Origin of the sequence: Clostridium sp. 1001271st1 H5, from assembly GCF_005845215.1 — a bacterium.
Lineage (GTDB): Bacteria > Bacillota > Clostridia > Lachnospirales > Lachnospiraceae > Enterocloster.
The window spans coordinates 151,997-172,309 of sequence record NZ_SPHO01000010.1; the positions used below are offsets into that span (position 1 = coordinate 151,997).

17 protein-coding genes are annotated in these 20,313 nt (G+C 52.0%); 1 reads left to right on the top strand and 16 read right to left on the bottom strand.

The annotated features are described in order from the left end of the window. Window positions 1-29: 29 nt before the first annotated feature. Both FGS84_RS16495 and FGS84_RS16500 read right to left on the bottom strand, forming a co-directional pair. Complete coding sequence (locus tag FGS84_RS16495) at window positions 30-1,361, bottom strand: NCS2 family permease (protein WP_138309629.1); 1,332 nt, start codon at window positions 1,359-1,361, stop codon at window positions 30-32. A gap of 14 nt (window positions 1,362-1,375) precedes the next feature. Further along, window positions 1,376-2,614, bottom strand: coding sequence for a Zn-dependent hydrolase (locus FGS84_RS16500; protein WP_138309630.1), 1,239 nt, complete (start codon window positions 2,612-2,614; stop codon window positions 1,376-1,378). Window positions 2,615-2,829: 215 nt separating this feature from the next. Here FGS84_RS16500 and FGS84_RS16505 point away from each other — a divergent pair, with 215 nt between their 5' ends. Beyond that, the gene (locus FGS84_RS16505) at window positions 2,830-4,158 is read left to right on the top strand and encodes a glycoside hydrolase family 3 N-terminal domain-containing protein (protein ID WP_138309631.1); all 1,329 of its coding nucleotides are present in this window, start codon (window positions 2,830-2,832) and stop codon (window positions 4,156-4,158) included. A 116-nt stretch (window positions 4,159-4,274) separates the two neighbouring features. Here the strand turns inward: FGS84_RS16505 and FGS84_RS16510 are convergent, their stop codons facing one another. From FGS84_RS16510 to FGS84_RS16575, 14 genes are all read right to left on the bottom strand, one after another. Continuing rightward, entirely contained in the window at window positions 4,275-4,916 is a 642-nt protein-coding gene (locus FGS84_RS16510; protein WP_138309632.1) for an RpiB/LacA/LacB family sugar-phosphate isomerase, read from the bottom strand. A gap of 94 nt (window positions 4,917-5,010) precedes the next feature. Continuing rightward, entirely contained in the window at window positions 5,011-6,882 is a 1,872-nt protein-coding gene (locus FGS84_RS16515) for a sigma 54-interacting transcriptional regulator (protein ID WP_243129999.1), read from the bottom strand. 171 nt (window positions 6,883-7,053) lie between these two features. Further along, on the bottom strand, window positions 7,054-8,013 hold the full coding sequence (locus tag FGS84_RS16520) for a D-2-hydroxyacid dehydrogenase (RefSeq protein WP_138309634.1): 960 nt from the start codon (window positions 8,011-8,013) through the stop codon (window positions 7,054-7,056). A 92-nt stretch (window positions 8,014-8,105) separates the two neighbouring features. Then, window positions 8,106-9,008, bottom strand: coding sequence for a TIM barrel protein (locus FGS84_RS16525; protein WP_138309635.1), 903 nt, complete (start codon window positions 9,006-9,008; stop codon window positions 8,106-8,108). Window positions 9,009-9,117: 109 nt separating this feature from the next. Next, on the bottom strand, window positions 9,118-10,029 hold the full coding sequence (locus FGS84_RS16530; RefSeq protein WP_138309636.1) for a TIM barrel protein: 912 nt from the start codon (window positions 10,027-10,029) through the stop codon (window positions 9,118-9,120). Window positions 10,030-10,060: 31 nt separating this feature from the next. Further along, window positions 10,061-10,996, bottom strand: a complete 936-nt coding sequence (locus tag FGS84_RS16535) for a transketolase C-terminal domain-containing protein (RefSeq protein WP_138309637.1) — start codon at window positions 10,994-10,996, stop codon at window positions 10,061-10,063. After that, complete coding sequence (locus tag FGS84_RS16540; protein ID WP_138309638.1) at window positions 10,996-11,823, bottom strand: transketolase; 828 nt, start codon at window positions 11,821-11,823, stop codon at window positions 10,996-10,998. The genes FGS84_RS16535 and FGS84_RS16540 overlap by 1 nt, the downstream gene beginning before the upstream one ends. Window positions 11,824-11,825: 2 nt before the next feature. After that, window positions 11,826-12,485: an aspartate/glutamate racemase family protein gene (locus tag FGS84_RS16545; protein ID WP_138309639.1), complete on the bottom strand. Its 660-nt coding sequence runs from the start codon at window positions 12,483-12,485 to the stop codon at window positions 11,826-11,828. 35 nt (window positions 12,486-12,520) lie between these two features. Continuing rightward, entirely contained in the window at window positions 12,521-13,357 is an 837-nt protein-coding gene (locus FGS84_RS16550; protein WP_138309640.1) for a sugar phosphate isomerase/epimerase, read from the bottom strand. A 323-nt stretch (window positions 13,358-13,680) separates the two neighbouring features. Continuing rightward, a complete protein-coding gene (locus FGS84_RS16555) occupies window positions 13,681-14,673 on the bottom strand; it encodes a tripartite tricarboxylate transporter substrate-binding protein (RefSeq protein ID WP_138309641.1) in 993 nt (330 codons plus the stop codon). 187 nt (window positions 14,674-14,860) lie between these two features. After that, on the bottom strand, window positions 14,861-16,366 hold the full coding sequence (locus tag FGS84_RS16560; RefSeq protein ID WP_138309642.1) for a tripartite tricarboxylate transporter permease: 1,506 nt from the start codon (window positions 16,364-16,366) through the stop codon (window positions 14,861-14,863). Between the two features lie 15 nt (window positions 16,367-16,381). Next, window positions 16,382-16,831, bottom strand: coding sequence for a tripartite tricarboxylate transporter TctB family protein (locus FGS84_RS16565; RefSeq protein ID WP_138309643.1), 450 nt, complete (start codon window positions 16,829-16,831; stop codon window positions 16,382-16,384). A gap of 18 nt (window positions 16,832-16,849) precedes the next feature. Further along, complete coding sequence (locus FGS84_RS16570) at window positions 16,850-17,854, bottom strand: 4-hydroxythreonine-4-phosphate dehydrogenase PdxA (RefSeq protein ID WP_138309644.1); 1,005 nt, start codon at window positions 17,852-17,854, stop codon at window positions 16,850-16,852. Window positions 17,855-18,143: 289 nt separating this feature from the next. Continuing rightward, window positions 18,144-20,135, bottom strand: a complete 1,992-nt coding sequence (locus FGS84_RS16575; protein WP_138309645.1) for a sigma 54-interacting transcriptional regulator — start codon at window positions 20,133-20,135, stop codon at window positions 18,144-18,146. Window positions 20,136-20,313 lie beyond the last annotated feature (178 nt).

Here is a 20,313-nt window from a genome sequence, read left to right on the forward strand (position 1 = left end):
TCTTTCCCTTCTTTTATTTGTAAATCCTGTTATTTGAACACAAAATACATAACCAGCGGAATGGCCAGGACATACATGACCGGATGCAGCTCCTTAAACTTACCCGTGGCAGTCTTGATAATGATATACGCCAGGATGCCTGCCGCGATTCCGGCTGCAATGCTTCCGCAGAAAATAACAAACATAATCATGACAAACGGCCCGAAGGCTTCCGTGAAGTCGCTGAAATCAATGTTTCTGATGCCTGATACCATCAGAAAGCCCACAAAGATAAGGGCCGGGCCGGTGGCTGCATCCGGAATCATCAGAATCAGGGGCGAGAAAAATACCATGACCGCAAAAAGAATGGCCACCACAATGCTGGTCAGGCCGGTTCTTCCGCCTGCCTCCACGCCCGAAGTGGATTCCACAAAGGTGGTGATGGTGGTATTTCCGGTACAGGCGCCCACACAGGTGCCGATGGCGTCCACCAGGAATGGTTTCTGGATACCCGGCATGTTGCCGTCCTCATCCAGCATACCCGCCTTTCCGGCCACGCCCAGCACGGTTCCCAGTGTGGAGAAAAAGTCCCCGCAAAAGGCAATGAACACATAGATGATGGCCTGGAAGGACAACAGTCCCTTAAAATCAAAGCAGAACACAATATTGCCCCAGGAGGAAAAATCCGGCATCTTGGCAAAGGTGTCCGGCAGGGTGGTCACGCCCAGGGGAATACCCATGACAGTGACGGCAATGATACCCATAAGGATGGCCCCGTTTACCCTGTAGGCGGTCAGAATAGCAATGATAATCAGTCCCAGCAGGGCAATGAATACAGCCGGCTCCTTAAAATTTCCCATACCGATTCCATTGGTAAAGGTGCCGATGCCTGAATTCTTAAAGCCCAGATAGGCAATGTAAAAACCAATGGCCGATCCGATGGCCACCTTGATGTTCTTAGGTATGGCCTTGACAATCAAATCCCTTACTCCGAAGATAGTGAGCACCACAAAAATCAGGCCGGATATCAGTGTTATGGCCATAATAGAGCCAAAGGACAGGGTGTTGGACTGAAGCAGGGCCCCGAACATAAAGTTGGTTCCCATCCCCGTTGCCAGCGCAAAGGGCAGGTTGGCATAAAAACCCATGAGCAGGGTAATGAGCGCACTGATAACAGCACATGTAACTGCAATGGCCTCTTTGGTGATGACCAGCCCGTTGACGTCCGTAAAGGATACGGCATCCCCGAAGCCGATGATGGCGCTGGGCTGGACCACCAGCACGTAGGCCATGGTCATGAATGTGGTAAGACCTGCCAGGACTTCTATCTTGACACTGGTTCCCCTTTCTTTTAACTTAAAAAATTCCTCTAATTTTTCCATAGTAATCTCCTTTGTCAGTCAATGGTATCGTCAATGCCTGCCGTTTCAAGCAAAAGTCCCAGCAGCACCCTGGCCCCGCAGGCGCAGTCCTCCCTGGAAGTAAACTCCTCCTTCCGGTGGGACAAACCGCCCCTGGACGGCACAAAAATCATGGCAGTGGGACACGTATTCTTAAAATTCATACAATCGTGTCCCGCCCCGCTCATCAGTTCTATAAAGGAATAGCCTTCCGTCCGGCAGATATGCCGGATGGCTTCCCGGTATGGTTCATGGCAGCGGCATGGCGGAATCTCCAGGTCCTGATGCAGGCTGATTCTGATTCCGCGCAGGCCGGACAGCTCTGCCCCGTACCGTTCCATCTCGTCCATGATATCCCTCAGGTCTTCCTCGTGAATGGAACGCAAATCCAGGGAAAATACCACCCGCCCGCAGATTACGTTTCTGGCTCCGGGCCAGGCGGCAATGGAGCCCACGGTGGCCACACACGAATCCCGCTGCTCCGCCAGCTCCGTCACCCTGCCAATCCATTGGCACATGGCCGGAACCGGGTCCTTCCTGGCCTTCATGGGAGTGGCGCCGGCATGTCCGCTTTCACCCCTTATCTCCACGGTATACCGCACCAGCCCGGCTATGCCGCTTACAATGCCGATGGATGCCCCATGGTCCTCCAGTACCTTACCCTGCTCAATGTGAAGCTCCAGATAAGCCCCTGCATCCTCCATCCTGCAGGAAGACAGCTCACCGGGCCTGCATCCGTAGTCTGTCATAGCCTGTTCCAGGGTAATTCCATCCTTGTCCCGGGAGGAAAGGCCTGCGGGGTCCACCATGCCGCAGACGGCTTTGCTGCCCACCATCCCATATCCAAAGCGGCTTCCCTCCTCGTCCTTAAAAGCGGCCAGACGTATGGTCCGTTTTGTGGTGATTCCCTGTTCCCGTATTCTCCGGACCGCTTCCAGGGCTGAAAGGATGCCAAGGGTCCCGTCAAACCGTCCGCCTCCTGGAACCGTATCGTAATGTGAGCCGCAAATAATGCAGGATTTTTCAGGACAGCTGCCGGAAAGCTCCCCTATCAGATTGCCGGCAGCATCCTCCCTCACCAAAAGTCCTGCATCCGCCATCCTGGCTTCCAGCCAATCCTGGGCCTGGCGGTCCTGGGGTGTAAAGGACAGGCGCGTAATGCTGCCGTCCGGATTGCACCCAATCCTCCCTAACTCCTGGATATCCGACCACAACCGGTCCCCGTTAATATCCACACTTCCACCTCCTCTGTGCGCGGCGCAGGATGTACCAGAATCTGTTTAAAAAATCTTTTTCTAGTATTCCACGATTTCTGCATACAATGCTATAATATCACTATTACTCATATCGTTATCTTTGTCAATACAGTTTTTCAATATACCCGGACACGGAAAGCCAAAAGACCTAAATCCCGGCAAACCTGACACCCAACATCGAAAGGAGGACCAACTTGACAACCAGAAAACATTCCAGGAAAAAAAGAAAGCAAAAAGGCATTCAATGGTTTTATATTACTGCGGCAGGTCTGGTGTCTGCCGTAATCATTGCTGCCGTTCTATTGAAAATCAGGGCTGATAATACGGATTCCCAGCGTCTGGCCGGGACAAGGGCCTCACAGGAAATTGACGGGGCCGGACAGCAAGACAGCGCCGGGCAGACAGACAGTTCAACGCCGGCGGAAGAAACCGGCAGCACCGGACCATACGATGAACCGGACAGCACGGACACTGCAAAAATCCAGGCCATAATCAGCCGGATGACCCTGGAGCAAAAGACAGCCCAGCTTTTCATCATTACCCCGGAAGCCCTCACCGGCTATCCGGCCGTGACCCAGGCCGGCGATGCCACCTGCAAGGCGTTACAGGAATACCCGGTAGGCGGCCTCATTTATTTTCCCCAAAACCTGCAAAGCCCGGAACAGCTGAAAACCATGACAGCCAGAACCCAGGAATATGCATCCGGCCTGGACCAGCTCCCTCTGTTCCTCTCCATTGACGAGGAAGGCGGTAAGGTGGCCCGCATCGCCAACCATGAAGGGTTCCGGCTGCCCAGGGCGGACACCATGGCCGAAATCGGAAAGAGCAGGGATACGTCCAGGGCATACGAAGCCGGTTCTGTCATCGGAAGCTATCTGGAAGAATTCGGGATTAATTTAGACTTTGCGCCGGATGCAGATGTGCTGACCAACCCGGACAATACCGTTGTGCTGGACCGCTCCTTTGGTTCTGACCCAAATCTGGTAACACAGATGGTGAAGGCTTACATGAGGGGACTTGAAGAACATCATGTCTATGGGACTCCCAAGCACTTTCCGGGCCATGGGGCCACAGAGGGGGACAGCCATAAGGGCTTTGCCTACACCTATAAGACATGGGATGAACTGGAGCAGGCGGAGCTGGTCCCCTTTGCCAGCCTGGTTGAGGACGGCACGCCCTTCATCATGGCAGGCCATATCTCCCTGCCCCGGATAACAGGGGACGATACCCCATCCTCCCTGTCTCCCCGGATTCTCACCGAATATCTGCGCAATACCATGGGATACAAAGGAATCATTGTCACCGACGCCCTGAACATGGGAGCCATCCAGAACAATTATACCTCTGGCCGGGCAGCTGTCATGGCCCTGGAAGCCGGCGCTGACCTTTTGCTTATGCCCGCTGATTTTAAAGAAGCTTACACCGGGGTGCTGGATGCGGTCAAAACAGGTGAATTGACAGAGCAGCGCCTAGACCAGTCCCTGGAGCGTATCCTGAGAGTGAAGCTTGAGCTCTCCCGGTAGGATTACCGCCCGCAAACACAAACATCCTTTGTAAACATTTCCTGGAAACATACAATGACAAAACCGCCCTGCACATCAATTTCGCAGAACGGCTTTTGTCATTTTTTATGCGGTTTTTACCCGATTAATTCCTTAATATAAGCTGCCAGCTTCTCATCCTTGCATTTTCCAAAGAAAAGTTCTCCGAACCTCTCCCCTGCAAATGCGCCCTTAACCAGCTCCTGGTCCAGGCCCTTGAAGATTTCTACCAGGTCCTCCTTGAAGGCAGCCTTTCTCACGTCATCCAGAATCCGCTTGTTCCTCTGCTCAGGAACAGCCCTCTCCCTTGGATATCCCTGGCCGGAAGGCTCACAGAACAGTTTCTCGAATATATACTCCAGATTCAAATCACCGCCCCAGCCAAATCCCTTGGCAAAAGGAATGGCAATGGCGTTTCCATCGTTAATCTGGGCAAATGTATAGGCGTCCAGTGCATCCTCCACATGGCCGCAAATCACGCCCGGGAATGAGTTGCAGGCCAGCATGGCTCCCTCGCCCGTGCCGCAGCCCGTAATCACATAATCCGCTGCCCTGCCGTTCAGTATGGCTGCTGCCAGGATACCTGCCTGCACATATGTCAGCTGCGCTTCATCCTCTGCTGTGTACATGCCGTAGTTGTCCACCTCAAAGCCGTACTGGTCAGCCACCTTCTTTAAGGAATTGTAAATCATGGTATTTTTGGCGCCCTGGCTGTTCTCATTAATCAGTGCTATCCTCATGTCTCCACCTCTCAACTTTATTCGTTTGGTTTTTCCTGATATTGTAAGCATATATCCCAAAGGATTTTCTGTCAATAGAGATACGAAACAGATATCACTGTTTCTTCTGTTCCCGCGCCATTTTTTCCATGCGCCACAGGGTGGTCCGGCTGACCCCCAGTTCCTTGGCTATATCCTGTTTCTTCTTCCTTGGCTTCAGATTGGCGTACACTATCCCGGTTTCCGGCAGAACCTGTTCTTGTACCGATGTCTCTGCACCGGGCAGGGCGCTTTCTTTTTTCCGGAATATCTTAAGCATCTGTATCTCCCTGAGACCGATTTCCGGAGTGTCGCTCAGCACAATCAGGCGCTCGCAGATATTACGCAGCTCCCGCACATTGCCGGGCCAGGCGTAATGGGTCATCAGGTCCACTGCCTCCCTTGACAGCCTGGGGATAGGCTTTCCCATCTCGCAGGCAAAGCGGGTCAGGTAGAAATCCACCATTTCCTGGATATCGTCCCCCCGTTCCCTGAGCGGCGGTATGGTGATGTCCAGCAGGTTCAGGCGGTAATACAGGTCCGCCCGGAACTGGCCTGCACGGATTTTTTCCTCAATATTTATATTGGTCGCCGATATGACACGCACATCCACCGGCTGCACCCGGTTGCTGCCGATGCGGCGTATTTCCTTTTCCTGGAGCACCCGCAGCAGCTTGGCCTGGAGCGATATGGGGATTTCCCCGATTTCATCCAGGAAAATGGTCCCTTTATGGGCCAGCTCAAACAGCCCGGTCTTACCGTTCTTGGATGCTCCGGAAAATGCTCCCGGCTCGTATCCAAACAGCTCGCTCTCCAATAAATTTTCAGGCAGGGCCGCACAGTTTAACGCCACAAATGGTTCCGCACTGCGCCGGCTCTCCCGGTGGATGCTGTGGGCAAACAGCTCTTTTCCGGTTCCCGTCTCACCCACAATCAGCACATTGGAATCCACACGGCTGTAGCGCTTTGCCATAAGAATATTTTCCCGGATAGCAGGACTGCTTCCAATGATGTCGTCAAAGGAATACTTGGCCGTAAGCCCCTGCTTTGCAAGGCTCTGGCGGATTTTTGTCTCTGCCTCCATAATCTGCTCTGTGTAGCGGGCAACAATGATGGCGCCCTTTCCCATCTTATCCACCAGCACGGGACGGTATTCCGTGTACAGCTTCCGGTCCTTCCACTGGATGACCTCCTCCCGTTCCCGCCCTGTCTCCACCACGTCCTTCCACTTAAGGGCAGGGCAGACCTCCTCCACGGGGTGTCCTGTGAAGTCGGACTGGGACGAGAGCTGGAAGGTACGGTACGCCTGATTGTTCAGCGCCTGAATCTGCCCGCTGCCGCTGACGGCAATCAGGGCATCCGCACTGGTATTGAGGATGGTGCTGGTCATCTTGGACCTGGCCCGCTCCATATTGATGGTCCTGGCCGCGTCCATGGCCTGCTTCAGAGCCTGCTCTATGGCTATATCCTTTGTGTGGATATGGACACGGTTCAGCGATTCCTTATCGCACAGTCCGCACATGGTGCCGGCTCCCACAAACACATCCGTGCCATTGGCCCTGGCCCTGTGGATGGCCTCCAAGGTGGATGCTTCGTCATGGACCGTGTAATACGCAATCTCTGCCTGGCACAATTTCTCCAGCTCCGCCACAGCGCTCTCATCCATATACCGGACACAGAGGGCAATCTTCCTGGGGCTAAACTCCTGCCTGGCGCAAATCAGGGCCTTCAGTATATCAAAGCTGGAAAGCTGTATCTCCACCACATGCTTTTCCGGGAACAGGTACCTGAGCCTGTCATAGGTCATGCCCCTGGCCACTAAAATGTCCGCATCCCCATACCGGGACAGGGATTCCGGGGTGCCGAATACGTGGAGCAGCTCCACCCTGACATCATCCTGAGGCTCTAGACGGCTCACCGCCGCCTCGAACCTGCTCTTCATATTCATATAAGGAATAAACATCCGCACTGTTACCATGAATTCACACCCTCTCTCAATCTGTATCCGCCCTGCATCTGCCAATACGGAAATACGCCGGGAGGAATCAAAGCGCTCTCATACCCGCTTCTGCCGCCCGGCGTCTGTCCGGGCCTGCAGCGCAGACCCGTGACCTTCCTTCTATTTATTTACCACATTCTGCGGTGCTCCGTCTACAAAATGTTTCAGATTATCCACTGCAATGTCCATAAGTCTCTGTCTGGATTCCTTGGGAGCCCAGGCAATGTGGGGGGTAATAATCATATTCCTGGCGCCCAGAAGCGGATTGTCCTCCCGGATAGGCTCTGTGGAAACCACGTCCACGGCTGCTCCGCTGACTTTTCCGCTGTCCAGCGCTTCCCTCAGGTCTTTTTCCACAATCAGAGGACCTCTGGAGGTATTGATGATTTTCACTCCGTCCTTCATCTTTGCAATGGAATCCTTGTTGATGATTCCCTCTGTGGACGGGAACAGCGGACAGTGAAGGCTGATAACGTCAGACTGGGCCAGAAGCTCATCCAGTGACGCGTATCTGCAGTTGTCTGTTTCCAGTGCTTTATTTGGATATTCGTCATATGCCAGCACCTTCATCCCCAAAGCCTCTGCAATCTTAGCGGTTCCCTGTCCAATCCGTCCAAAGCCAATGACGCCGAAGGTTTTTCCTGCCAGCTCCACCAGGGGATGTTTCCAGAAGCACCAGTCGTCATTGTGGGTCCACTCCCCTGCCTTCACACAGTCAGAGTGCTCACCTATGTGGTGGCACATCTCCAGCAGAAGAGCAATGGCGTACTGCGCCACGGCATCCGTGCCATAGGTGGGGATGTTGGAAACCACCACGCCTGCCGCCTTGGCTGCTGCTGTATCAATCACATTGTAACCAGTGGCCAGTACCCCGATGAACTTCATGTTGGGGCACTGTCTGATGGTCTCTGCGCTGATTGGGGTCTTATTGGTATAAACCGCCTCTGCATCCCCAATCCGCTCTGCAATCTTGTCAGCGGGAGTTCTGTCATATACGGTCAGCTCCCCTAATCTTTCAAGTCCCTCCCAGCTCAAATCACCGGGATTTTCTGTATATCCGTCTAAAACTACGATTTTCATGCTGCATTCCTCCGTTATCTGATTTTTTATTCTGTCCGCGCATCCGGGCCTCCGGGGGCCTGCGCTCCGGCGCAATGATTTTCAGAAGCACCCTAATCCTCTACCAGCGCCCATGCCCTGTTGATGACTCTCTTGGTGTTAGCCAGTATGATATCTCCGTCCTCAGACCCCCATGGCTTTACCTCCAGGGACAATACATACGGGTTTTCCTTATTGAAGAAGCCTTCCTCCTTCAGTACGGTAAAGAAGTCCGCAAGCTGCTCTGTGTCGTTGGCGCTGTCAGGGAAGCCAAACCTTGGATGCTGGTCGCCGTATGCCTCAAAGCCTTCCTTCACCACGGCATTGCCGATGTGCAGGTGGGTGATATAAGGACGCAGGGTCTGAATCACAAACCTGGAAGTCTCGTAGGTAGTTGGGAAATGGGACAAATCCACCAGCAGGCCGAAATTGTTGTGGGTGGTGCGCATGTCCGCTGCAAACCTGGCTGCATAGGGAGCTGGTCCCATAAGGGCTGCCTTGTCCATGTCAAAGTCAAAAACCTCCAGCTCCACCATCATTCCCTTGGAAGCGGCATGGTCGCACACAGCCCTGGTTGTCTTAAGAAGCTGGGCATATGCCTGGTCCTTTGTCCCGGGTTCCCATTTTCCTGCCAAGAACGCAATTCCCTTTGCTCCCATGTACTGTGCCTCGTCTATGGAATCCAGGAGAACCGCCTCCGCCTTTTTTCTGCCTTCCTCATCCAGGTCATTGGGGTTAAGCTTTGGTCCCAGAAGACGGGGCTGTGCGCCGTAGCACACCTTCATATGTCCCTGGGCCAGCATATCCCTTACCTTGTCCTTTGTCTCCTGGTCCTCAATGTGGGTAATCTCCAGGGCGGTAAAGTATTCGTCGCAGCAGATGGTCTTAACGGAATCCAGGATTGGATAATTTACCGGCGGATGGGTCATCCACTGTATGGTTCCTACCTGAAAATATTTTTGGATTGGGTCTTTCATAATTATATACCTCCTTATTTCTGTTTGCAAATCTTGTTTTATACAGCTCCAATTACTTCCTGCTATATATCTCTATATCAAATGCAGGTACTGCCGCGCCAGGTCCTTGTCACACCAGCTCCCAGGCCCGGTTCAGGGTACGTTTTGCATTTGCTATCACCACTTGCGGAGGTTCGTCCTTCCAGGGCTTCACCTCAAAGCTTACAACAGGCCGGTCCTTCTCATTGAGAAAGCCAATTTCCTTAAGGGTCCTCAGATAATGAGCCAGCTCCTCCACGTCATTTTCACTGTTTGGGAATCCGAATCTGGGATGATTATCCCCATAAGCCTCGCATGCAGGGCTCTTGATTACCGTGTTCCCCATATGGGCGTGGATGATGTAGTCCTTCACCGGAATAATGCTCTCCTCAATGGTCTCATGAATCATGGGAATATGGCTTAAATCCACCAGCAGGCCGAAGTTCCCATACTCCCTGCGGATTTCCCCTGCGTAGCGGGCAGCCAGAACAGCCGGGCCAATGAGGGCCTTCTTGTCAATGTCGTAGTCAAACACCTCGCAGCAGACGGGCATCTTCCCCTTCTTTTCTGCATGGCTGCACAGTTCCCTGGTGGACTTTAACAGCTGTTCAAAGGCCTCCTCCTTCCGGTCCTCTTCATAGCGGCCGGACAGGAAGGAAAAGCCTGCGCAGCCCATCTCATAGGCCTCGTCGATTCCTTCCTTCAAGGTGTCCACGGCCATGGCCCTTCTGGTTTCATCCAGGTCATTGATGTTCAGCCCCGCCGACAATGTCCTGGACTGGCCGCCGTAGGCAGATACCATATGGGCCATGGCAATCATCTCCGCTGCCTTTTTCCGGACCTCCCGGTCCTTCATTCTGGCCACTTCCACTGCCTCAAAATAATCATCCCCGCAAATCTTCTCCAGGCATTCCAGGATAGGCCCCTCTCCCCCTCCCAGCTGCGGGTAGGACACGTGGAGGATGATTCCCACCTTCATGAACCTTCGCATGGATTGTTCCATAAGCGCGCCTTCCTTCCTGTTTTCTCTGTCTCTACTTGCGCTTCATAACTTCCGCGCATTTATCTGCAATGGATTCCGGGCCATAGCCGTATTTCACCAAAAGCTGTTCGTAATCCCCTGACTCAGCAAAATCAGTTGCACCAATGCGGGTCATTGGCACAGGAGCATTTTCTGCCAGGACTTCCGCCACAGCGCTTCCCAGTCCTCCGTAAACGGAGTGTTCCTCCACCGTTACAATGGCGCCCGTTTCCTCAGCGCATGCAACAATCAGGTCCCTGTCAATGGGTTTGATGGTATGCATATCCACCACCCTTGCCTGGATACCCTTTGCTTCCAGAAGCTCTGCAGCTGCCAGGGCCTTGTGAAGCACGGTTCCCGTGGTGATGATGGTTACATCCCCGCCTTCCCTGACCGTAATGCCCCTGCCAATCTCAAATTCCATATCCTCAGGATAATACACAGGAGCCGCCGCGCGGCTCAGCCTTAAATATACAGGGCCCGGATGGTCTGCAGCGGCAAATACCGCCTTTTTTGTCTCCACTGCGTCCGCCACCGTAATCACCGTCATATTGGGAATCGCCCTTACAAATGCCAGGTCTGTAATGGCCTGGTGGCTGGCCCCGTCATAGGAGTCGGAAAGCCCGCAGTAGGTGCCGCAGAGCTTCACATTCAGGTTGTCATAGGCAATCAGGCTCTGTATGGGGTCTGCCCCTCTGGTGGTCAGGAACACTGCAAATGTATTTACATAAGGAATCAATCCCTCCCTGGCAAAACCGGCTGACATGGATACCATATCCAGCTCGCTGATGCCCACATTAAAGTAACGTTCCGGAAATGCCTTTCCAAAAATGCCGCTCTTTGTGGAGGAAGCCACATCCGCCTCCAGGCCCACGATTTTCTTATTCTGTTCTCCCAGCTCCTTAAGCGCTTCGCCGTAAGCGTCGCGGATTGCTATGTTCTCTCCCATTATCTGGCACCTCCTAATTCTGCTTTCGCCTGTGCGTATTCATTGTCATTGATGGCCTTGCCGTGCCAGGTGTTCCTGCCTTCCATAAAGGAAACGCCCTTGCCCTTTACAGTGCTGGCCTGAATCAGGACAGGCTGGCCCTTTGTCTTCTTTGCCTCTTCAACAGCCCGGCAGAAATCCTCCACATCATGGCCGTCACATGTTATGACTTTCCAGCCAAATGCCCTCCATTTTGCCCCGATATCTCCCATGGGCATGATTTCCTCCAGGGTGCCGTCCAACTGTACCCCGTTGTTGTCCAGTATTCCAATCAGATGGTCAGCGCCGAACTTGGAGGCGGACATGGCGGCCTCCCATATACAGCCTTCCTCAATCTCTCCGTCGCCCATAACCACATAGGTATAGGAATCCAGCCCCTTAATCCTGTCCGCCATGGCCATGCCCAGGCCCGCTGAAAGCCCCAGTCCCAGAGGACCTGTGGACAGCTCCACGCCCGGTGTCTTATGTACGCAGGGATGTCCCTGAAGCATGCTGTCCATCTGGCGCAGTGTCTTTAACTCTTCCTTGGGGAAAAAGCCTTTCTCTGCCAGCACCAGGTACAGCATGGGGGCTGCATGGCCCTTGGACAGAATCAGGTGGTCCCTTCCCTCCATCTCAGGATTACCGGGATTCACATGCATGATTTCAAAATAAAGAGACGTCAGTATCTCCGTACATGACAGGGAACCGCCGGGATGGCCTGTCTGGATACTGTGAAGCAGGTCAATCAGGTCGTTCCGGAATTTGCTGCATTGTCTCTGTAATTCCTCTTTTCTCTCATTCGTCATCTCTATATCTCCTCCAATTTATTCTTGATTTCTTCCATGCACAGCTTTGGACTGGTAAGGACAGGGCAGCCTGTGATGGAAGCTATCTCGTCCTCCAGATGGGCCATGGATGCCTGGGCAAGGACAATACAGTCATAGCCGCCAAGCTCCCCTGCCTTTTCCTTAAGAATCATGTCGTGCTTCTTCATGTCCATGGCTTTCATGGCATGGAATGCATCCATACACACGCAGGTGGATATATCTGCTTCCCTTCCCGCCTTATCCGCCTCGCCCTTAATCTTGGACACGGTTGGGGCCACTGTGCTGTCCGCCGTGGCCATCACCATGATGCGTTTTCCGTAGACAACGCTTCTTCTGGCCATGGCGTCGTCAATGGCAATGACAGGAACCCGGATAAAAGGCCGAATCATCTCCACCACAGGGGTCAGCGTGGAGCAGGTGGTGACAATGATATCCGCCCCTGTCAGCTCCTGGGCCTTTATGTCACAGAGCAGGCGGTTCCGGTTCTGAATCGTGAACTCCCCAATCTCATTAGGATTATTTGCCAGGAAATCATCCCACAGGTTATGTATCTTCACTTCGTATCCCAGGTAATTCCTCAGGCTGTCGTCAAAGCCTGCTGCCACGCTCTTTACTGTGTGAATTAATGCTATACTTTTCATTGTTTCCTCCCATGCTCTTCCATGTGTTTTCCCTATTAACGGGCCTGGCCGTAGACCCGGTCCGCAATGGGACGCAAATGCCGGATGGCGCCTGCCGCAGCCTCCTCCATGGAAGGAATCTGGAAGATTTCCGTACAGAAATTGCCGTCGTATCCGCATTCCTTAAATGTGGTAAGAATTTTCTCAAAATCCAGCCCGCAGTGCCCCGGATACCGTCTGTTGTTGTCCGCCAGATGTACGTGAATGTTGTAGGGGCTATACCTGCTGATGGCTTCATAGATGTCCTTCTCCTCCAGGTTCAGATGGAAGATATCCATCATCAGCCGGAAATTGGGACGGTCCACACGGTCCACCATGGCGGCTCCCTCTGCCAGGGTGTTGATGAAATTGGTCTGCATGATGGTAACTGTCTCCAGTGCAATTCTCACATTTCTGGGTGCCCCGTAATCAGCCAGTTCCCGGAATGCTTCCACTGCCAGGTTTTCTGTTTCTTCTCTGGAACATTTACTGCAATACTGTCCTCTCACCCGTCCAATGTTTATGTTTGCTCCCAGAAAGCTTGCAAAATCAATGATTTCCTTGCTCCTGCGGACAGCCTCCCTGCGAATCTCCTCCCTGGGGTCAGTATAGCTCAATCCCAGCTGTCCGAAGATTTCCCCTGTACATACCAGCACAACGGACAATCCGTTCCTGCCGGCTGTCTCTTTTACTTCCTCCCAGTCCAGCTCCCCCGGATTCAGGGTCATCAGCTCCACCCCGTCATATCCCAGCCGTCCCAGGTCTCCAAAACTTTTCTCCAGGCTTCCCTGGTACGCTGTCACTGAATCAGCAATTGCCACGTCCGGTGTGGCCACCTGATAACATAGTTTCATATCCAAACCTCCTTCAGTGCTTTTCCTTATTAATAAGCAAAAACCGTGCCAATATCAAAAGACATAAAATCCGTTAAAATCCGTTTCATTTGACCCAAATGAATGAAACATTTTAGAACACCTCGCCATATTTGTTTCTTTACGTTCCATTTTGTTTTTTCGTTTCAATCTCCCCAGACACCTACGTTTCATTTTGTTGCTCCCACCTGTGTTTCCAGCTTATTTCAGGGTGCAAAAAGGGAGAGGATACGTCTCCGGTTCTCCCATATGTCCCGTTCCGGTCCTCTCCCGCATTCCTTGGTTTCCTAATGCTTCATCTGCGATTACTGGATTCCGCTGGCAGCCATAAAGTCTTTTTCATAGGTTGTCACGTATTCCGTCGCAGCGGCAGCATCCATGTAGTTGCCAATCAGTTTGTTCTTTTCCAGATAATCATTCTTCCAGGCATCGGTCTCAGCCACCTTGCCCAGCTGCTCGCTCCAGTAAGCTACAGCAGCATCGCTCATGGCCGCAGGAGCTGCCACGCCGCGCCATACAGGAACTTCCACGTCTTCATAGTCTCCGATTTCGCTCAGTGTAGGGGCGTCTGCCAGATTGCCGGTGTACCGCTCCGTGGACAGGGCCAGTACAGGAATCAGGGAACCGGCTGTCACATACTCAGAAGCAGCTGCAGGCTTTGAAATAACAAATTCCACATGACCTCCCAGAGCTGCCGTAATGGCGTCGCCGGTGGAATCATAGGTGATATAGGACATCACATCCTTGCTGATGCCGATTTCCTCAAGCATGGCATCATAGGTAGCAATATCATCTCCCTTGGACCCGCCGATGACAATCTTTGTACCATTTTTAGCTGCCTCAATGGCCTCCTTGAAATCAGCATACTTGGTCTGCTCCCCTTTGAAAATCAGCTGTTTATCCACTGCCATAACAGCCAGGATACGGAAGTTGGATGAACGGTTCTTTGTATTCTGCACCATGGGCATCAAATCGCCGCTGTTAAATGTGAGAAGGGTATAGTCAGCCTTGCTCCCTTTGGTGGTAGCCACTTCGTTCCGGCCGATTTCGCCGCTTCCGTCCGTCTTATTGGTTACAATGATAGGCTGTCCATTAACCAGCTGGTCCTTTGTCATGATATCAGATATCATTCTTGTATAGATATCGCTGCCGCCGCCCGGACTGGATGTAACGGTCCAGTTAATGGTTTCCTTTGGTGTAAATGTGCCGTCGCTGCTGACAGCCTTGCTTGAACACCCTGTTACTGTTGTAATTGCCATAAGAGCCGCCATTGTCATTACAATACTTTTTTTCTTCATTAATAAATACCTCCTCAATCCATGTTCATAAACAGATGAACAAATTAGCATACCGCCTTCTTTATTTTACTGTTATCCAGTTACTGTTATCATATTGCTATTATCATGTTGTTTTTGTCTTGCCGCCCCACCATGCTGCCCTTATCATGCCGCCCCCATCATGCCGGCTGTAAAAAATGTTCCTGCCTTATTTGGAAGCCCTGGCCCTTTTAAGGACAGCCTTTATCATAGGCGTACAGATAAATGCCAGGAAAATCAGCATCAGAACACAGGTAATGGGTCTTGTAAAGAAAATGTTCAGGCTTCCCCCCGATATGATAAATGCCTTGCGCATATTGGACTCCAGCAGTTTTGCCAGTACAAAGGACAAAAGCATAGGAGCCGTGGGATAATCATTTTTGACCAGCAGGTAGCCCAGGATGCCTGACAGGAACATAATCAGAACACCATACATGGAATAGCTGGAACTGTAGGACCCTACCACACATACAATGGTGATAATGGGAATCATGTACTTCACGGGAACGGATAATATCTGAATCAGGAACGGAATTACCCCGATTGCAACTGCCAGTGCAAATATGTTGGACAGGAACAGGGATGCAATAAGGCCCCATGTAAATTCAGGTTCATTGGTAAACAGGAGAGGGCCCGGGTTAAGTCCCCACATCATCAGGCCTCCCAAAAGCACTGCCCCGGTACCGCTTCCCGGAATCCCCAGGGCCAGCAGCGGTGCAAACGCACCGGCGGCAGCCGCATTGTTTGCAGCCTCGCTGGCTGCAATGCCTTCGATGGCGCCGGTTCCCAGCTCTTCCTCATTCTTAAACTTCTTCTGGGCTGCATATCCCATAAAAGCACCCGTGGTTGCCCCGGCCCCCGGAAGCACGCCCACAAAAGTTCCCATGACGCCGGAACGCAGGGCAGGGGGCAGCAGACGTTTAAAATCATGCTTTGTCAAAAGGCTTCCGCGGATGGTGAGTTTCATATGAGGTTCCGACTTTACTTCATTATTGCGCTCCATAACCAGCTTGATAACCTGGGAAAATCCTACCGTACCGATAATGAACGGCGTAAATGGAATACCGCCCAGCAGGTACATGCTGCCAAAATCATATCTGGGCGAACCCGACAGCGTGTCCATGCCCATGCTTGCCAAAAGGATACCCAGCATGGTAATCACCACGCCCTTGATGGGATTCTCCCCAACCAGCCAGCTGATGGACGTCATGGCTATCAGAAGCAGGGCCGTCATCTCAGAGGGTCCGAATTTAAGACCCACATCAGCCAGAGCCGGTCCCGTAAAGGTCAGAATCACGATGCCAATGGTTCCTCCGATAAAGGAAGCCATATTGGCCGTAAACAGCGCCTGCCCCGGACGTTTCTTTTTGGATGCCATGGGATAGCCGTCCATCGCCGTACAGATAGCAGGCGAATCTCCCGGTATATTTAACAGGATAGCGCTGAATGCACCGCCGTACATGTTGGAGTAATACAGGGCGCCCAGCATGATGATGGCAGTGGTGGGATTAAACTTGTATGTCAGCGGAAGCAGCAGAGCCACACCGGCCAGGCTTCCGATTCCGGGCATTGCCCCCACAATCAAACCCAGAACCGCTCCCAAAAGGGCTGCTCCCACGTTGCTGAAGGTAAACAACGTGGAGAAACCATGCATTAACAGTTGAATATTTTCCATTTTGTCTGCCTCCTTCTACAAAAATGCTTCCAAAAGCCCCATCGGAAAATGGACTCCCAGCCACACCCGGAACACACCGATGGAAATAGCCATACAGACAGCAAGGACAATGAGCGTCTCCTTCCACCCGGTCTTCTCAAATACCTTCAGCCACAGTATCACAAACAGATAGCAGCTGGGAAGCAGACCGATAACAAAGGAACCCGCTATGATTCCCGCTCCCCCGGCTATGACCATCATCTCATCCCGTTCATACTTAGCCGCCTTTTCTTCCTTAAGGGACTGAAAGAAAGACGCAATACTTGCCAGGAACATGACAATAGCCATAATGGCAGGGAAAAAACCGGGCTGGGGCCCGTCCACGTCCTTCCAGAACCCCAGCTGTGTAAAACCAATTACTGCAAATACCACAGCAACTGCTGCCAATACCAAGGGCACAATCTGCTTTGTCCCTATTTTTTTCATGTAAACCCCTCCCTTTTATCAGCAGCCCTTCAGGTGGGCAGCCATCTTGGCAGCCATCCTGACCGCATTCTCAAATGCCGAAGTCTTGACGATACCCTTTCCTGCAATGTCGTAGGCCGTGCCATGGGCGCATGTGACGATTGGCGCCGGAAGACCTCCTGCAATGGTAATGCCCTGGTCAAAGCCCTTCAGCTTAAGCGCAATCTGCCCCTGGTCATGATACATGGTCACCACTCCGTCAAAATCCCCGTTAAAAGCCTTGATGAACAATATGTCGGACGGGAACGGCCCATTGGCGTCAATGCCCATCTCCCTTGCTTTCTCTATGGCCGGTGCGATTACATCAATTTCCTCCCTGCCGCATTTTCCGCCCTCTCCGCAGTGGGGATTCAGGGCAGCCAGGGCAAGCCTTGGCTTTTCAATGCCGGAGTTCTTAAGTGATACGTTTGCCAGCCTTATGGCTCTCATGATGGTATCCACTGTCAGGCTTGCGCTGACCTTGCTAATCGGGATATGGCTGGTGGTTCTGGTGGTCCACAAATCTCCCAGTACATTGATTTCCCCAAACGGCTCCGTATGTCCGAAGAGGTGTGCCATGTAGTGGTGTTCGCTCTCAAAAGGACACCCGGCCTGAATCATTGCCTGCTTATTCAGGGGAGCAAAACAGAACCCGTCAATCCTGCCGGCCCGGTAAAGCTCAATGGCTGTCTTCAGCATATTCAGGCAGGCCCGGCCGCTGTCAATGCTGATGTCTGCAAAGGGAACCTGCTCCGGATCCACGTCCCTTTGGTCCAGTACAGGTATTCCCTTGGACCAGTCTGCGTCCTCTGTCTTGTCAATGACCTGTACCGGAATTTCCAGACCGCATATCCTGGCCCCTCTCTCAAACACCCTGACATCTCCGATTACCACCGGACGGCAGTACTCATCGTAAAATCTGGAAGCTGCCAGCTTGGCAATGATTTCCGGCCCCACACCGGCTGCATCTCCTAATAAGATTCCTAAAATTGGTTTACCGTTCATAAAAAAATCATCCTTCCTTCTATTTTGGTTTTTATTTCTGCTCTTGACCTATGCCTATATTAAAAGCAAAAACTGTGCCAAACTTTTCAGGAAGAACGATTTTTTATATTTTAATTACAGGAATCCTTTATTATCGTTATGCATATTGCATATATTATCATCATTTAACCCTGCATGTGTTCATACTTTTCACAGCAAAAATGTTTCATTCTCTTAATCACGTTTTATCTTTGTTTCAAAATGTATTTTCGTTTCATTATGTTTCTCTTCTCAAAGCCGGCCCGTCCGTCTATCCCTCAATGCCGTACTTTCTCATTTTCCTCCAAAGAGTGCTCTTGTCAATTCCCAGATATTCTGCCGTCCTCCCCCGGTGATAGCCGCACAGCTCAAGGGCGTCCTCCACTGCCTGTTTCTGGGCCGCTTCCAGGCGGGGACCATGGCAGCCAGTGGACGGCAGCGATATGGGATTCCCGGTTCCAAGGGAACCCGGCCCCCGGGAAGGCTCCGCTGCCTGCCGCCTGTCTGTCCGCCGCCCATCCGTCTGTTTTCCATCCTCCTGCTCTTCGCCGCCCCATTCTCCCGGGAGAGCCTGCAGCACATCCTCTGCGCCTGCCCTTGGCTTTTCGCAGAGAATGCAGATACGCTCGCAGAAGTTGCGCATTTCCCTTACATTGCCAGGCCAGCTATAGCGCAGCAGAAGTTCCTTTCCCTCCTGGGATATGGCCTCCAGCCTGCTTCCCGTTCGTTCATGCTCAAACCGCACCATCCGGTCCGCCAGATAGAGGATGTCCTGTTTCCGTTTTCTCAGAGGCGGCAGATTGAGTTCAAGCACATCCAGCCGGTACAGTAAATCCTCCCTGAAATTTCCCTGTGCCACTTCCTTCTTTAAATCCTTGTTGGTGGCGCAGATAACACGCACATCAATGGGAATCACCGTGTCATTGCCCAGCCGTATGATTTCCCTTTCCTGTATAACCCGCAGGAGACGGCTCTGAAGCTTTGGTGATATATCGCCTATCTCATCCAGAAAAATGGTTCCCTTATGGGCAATCTCAAAAAAACCCATCTTGCCGCCCTTGGCTGCACCGGTAAACGCTCCCTCCACATAACCAAAGAGTTCGCTCTCCAACAGGTTTTCAGGCAGCGCAGCACAGTTAATCGCCACAAAGGGTCCCTTTCTTCTCCTGCTGGAGTTGTGGATGCTCTGGGCAAATAATTCCTTTCCCGTGCCTGTCTCCCCGTGAATCAGTATGTTGGAATCCGCATAGCTGAATTTCACGGCCTGATTAATGACCGCCTCCATGCAGCTGTCCCTGTAAAGTATATGGGAAAAGTCATACCTGGCCGTAAAACCGTCGGAATGCATCTGCTTACGCAGCTTTCCTTCCTCTGCCTGTATCTGTTCCGTGCCCTGGAAGGTAAGCACACAGCCGAATTCCTCCGAATCACCCTCCACCGGCACGCAGTTCACCAGCACCTGTTTACCCCCGAACTTGCACACCTCCGACAGAATCTTCTGTTTGTCATGTATAACGCCGCCGAAATCAATATCCGGAAAAAATTTGCTTACAGGCTCTCCTGCCAGCGAAGTCTTCCTGTCCTTCATATAGGTGTGGCAGCAGGTATTTGCAAGAGTTATGATTCCCTTCCTGTTTACGGAAATAATTCCCTGGAAGGAGTAGTTCATGATATTTGCTATCTCATCCCTTTTCTGCCTCTCATAGCGGGTGAGATGGGCCACCGCAATGGCTTCTGAGATGGCGTGGTTTACTGCTTCGATTCCCGAATGAATCATGGCAGCCGGCACCCCCAGCCGCTCTGCAATCTGGACCGTGGAATATCCCCCCACAACAGCCTGGTTCCCGTCCTTCAGCGCCTGATGCACCGCCATATCCAGCTTGGTTTCATCGTCCTCCGCATAGCATCCCAGCCCCAGCTGCGGATACAGGTGGCTCATCTGCTCCGCCCCATACACCATATTGAAGGCGCCCACCACGGCTATCCTCTCAATTTTTCCCTTCTGCATACATTCATTGACAGCCTTCATTACATCGTATCCCGTGGATTTAAGCTCTGCACAGGGAATGTTTTTGCGCTTCAGGGTGTGGGCTGTAAATCCCCTGGCTATGACCACGTCTGCGTCCACCTGTTCCAGTCTGTTATTATAGAAATCCTGGATTACCTCATACCGGATTGCCTCTGATTCAGGCCGTTCCCGGAATACCTGCTCAATGACTGGAAGAATGTCCGGATATGGTGCAAAAAATACAATTTTAATCATGCTTCCCCTCCTCCCATTGTCCATATTATCCCATATATTGTATTTTTGCAATCATATAATTGCATTAAATTGCTAAAATACAATTAATGTGCAATTCTATAGATTCCAACTCATTCTCTGTTTCCTCCAATTCTTTGTGCAATTACTACATATATTTCCCTCTGTTTTTAGATGATTT

What these genes read in the sequence shown, in the direction of transcription:
- FGS84_RS16570 (WP_138309644.1), bottom strand. Translation starts at nt 17,854, where the DNA reads ATGAACGGTAAACCAATTTTAGGAATCTTATTAGGAGATGCAGCCGGT.
- FGS84_RS16540 (WP_138309638.1), bottom strand. Translation starts at nt 11,823, where the DNA reads ATGACGAATGAGAGAAAAGAGGAATTACAGAGACAATGCAGCAAATTC.
- FGS84_RS16510 (WP_138309632.1), bottom strand. Translation starts at nt 4,916, where the DNA reads ATGAGGATAGCACTGATTAATGAGAACAGCCAGGGCGCCAAAAATACC.
- FGS84_RS16565 (WP_138309643.1), bottom strand. Translation starts at nt 16,831, where the DNA reads ATGAAAAAAATAGGGACAAAGCAGATTGTGCCCTTGGTATTGGCAGCA.
- FGS84_RS16575 (WP_138309645.1), bottom strand. Translation starts at nt 20,135, where the DNA reads ATGATTAAAATTGTATTTTTTGCACCATATCCGGACATTCTTCCAGTC.
- FGS84_RS16530 (WP_138309636.1), bottom strand. Translation starts at nt 10,029, where the DNA reads ATGGAACAATCCATGCGAAGGTTCATGAAGGTGGGAATCATCCTCCAC.
- FGS84_RS16535 (WP_138309637.1), bottom strand. Translation starts at nt 10,996, where the DNA reads ATGGGAGAGAACATAGCAATCCGCGACGCTTACGGCGAAGCGCTTAAG.
- FGS84_RS16525 (WP_138309635.1), bottom strand. Translation starts at nt 9,008, where the DNA reads ATGAAAGACCCAATCCAAAAATATTTTCAGGTAGGAACCATACAGTGG.
- FGS84_RS16515 (WP_243129999.1), bottom strand. Translation starts at nt 6,882, where the DNA reads ATGAATATGAAGAGCAGGTTCGAGGCGGCGGTGAGCCGTCTAGAGCCT.
- FGS84_RS16495 (WP_138309629.1), bottom strand. Translation starts at nt 1,361, where the DNA reads ATGGAAAAATTAGAGGAATTTTTTAAGTTAAAAGAAAGGGGAACCAGT.
- FGS84_RS16520 (WP_138309634.1), bottom strand. Translation starts at nt 8,013, where the DNA reads ATGAAAATCGTAGTTTTAGACGGATATACAGAAAATCCCGGTGATTTG.
- FGS84_RS16560 (WP_138309642.1), bottom strand. Translation starts at nt 16,366, where the DNA reads ATGGAAAATATTCAACTGTTAATGCATGGTTTCTCCACGTTGTTTACC.
- FGS84_RS16550 (WP_138309640.1), bottom strand. Translation starts at nt 13,357, where the DNA reads ATGAAACTATGTTATCAGGTGGCCACACCGGACGTGGCAATTGCTGAT.
- FGS84_RS16545 (WP_138309639.1), bottom strand. Translation starts at nt 12,485, where the DNA reads ATGAAAAGTATAGCATTAATTCACACAGTAAAGAGCGTGGCAGCAGGC.
- FGS84_RS16555 (WP_138309641.1), bottom strand. Translation starts at nt 14,673, where the DNA reads ATGAAGAAAAAAAGTATTGTAATGACAATGGCGGCTCTTATGGCAATT.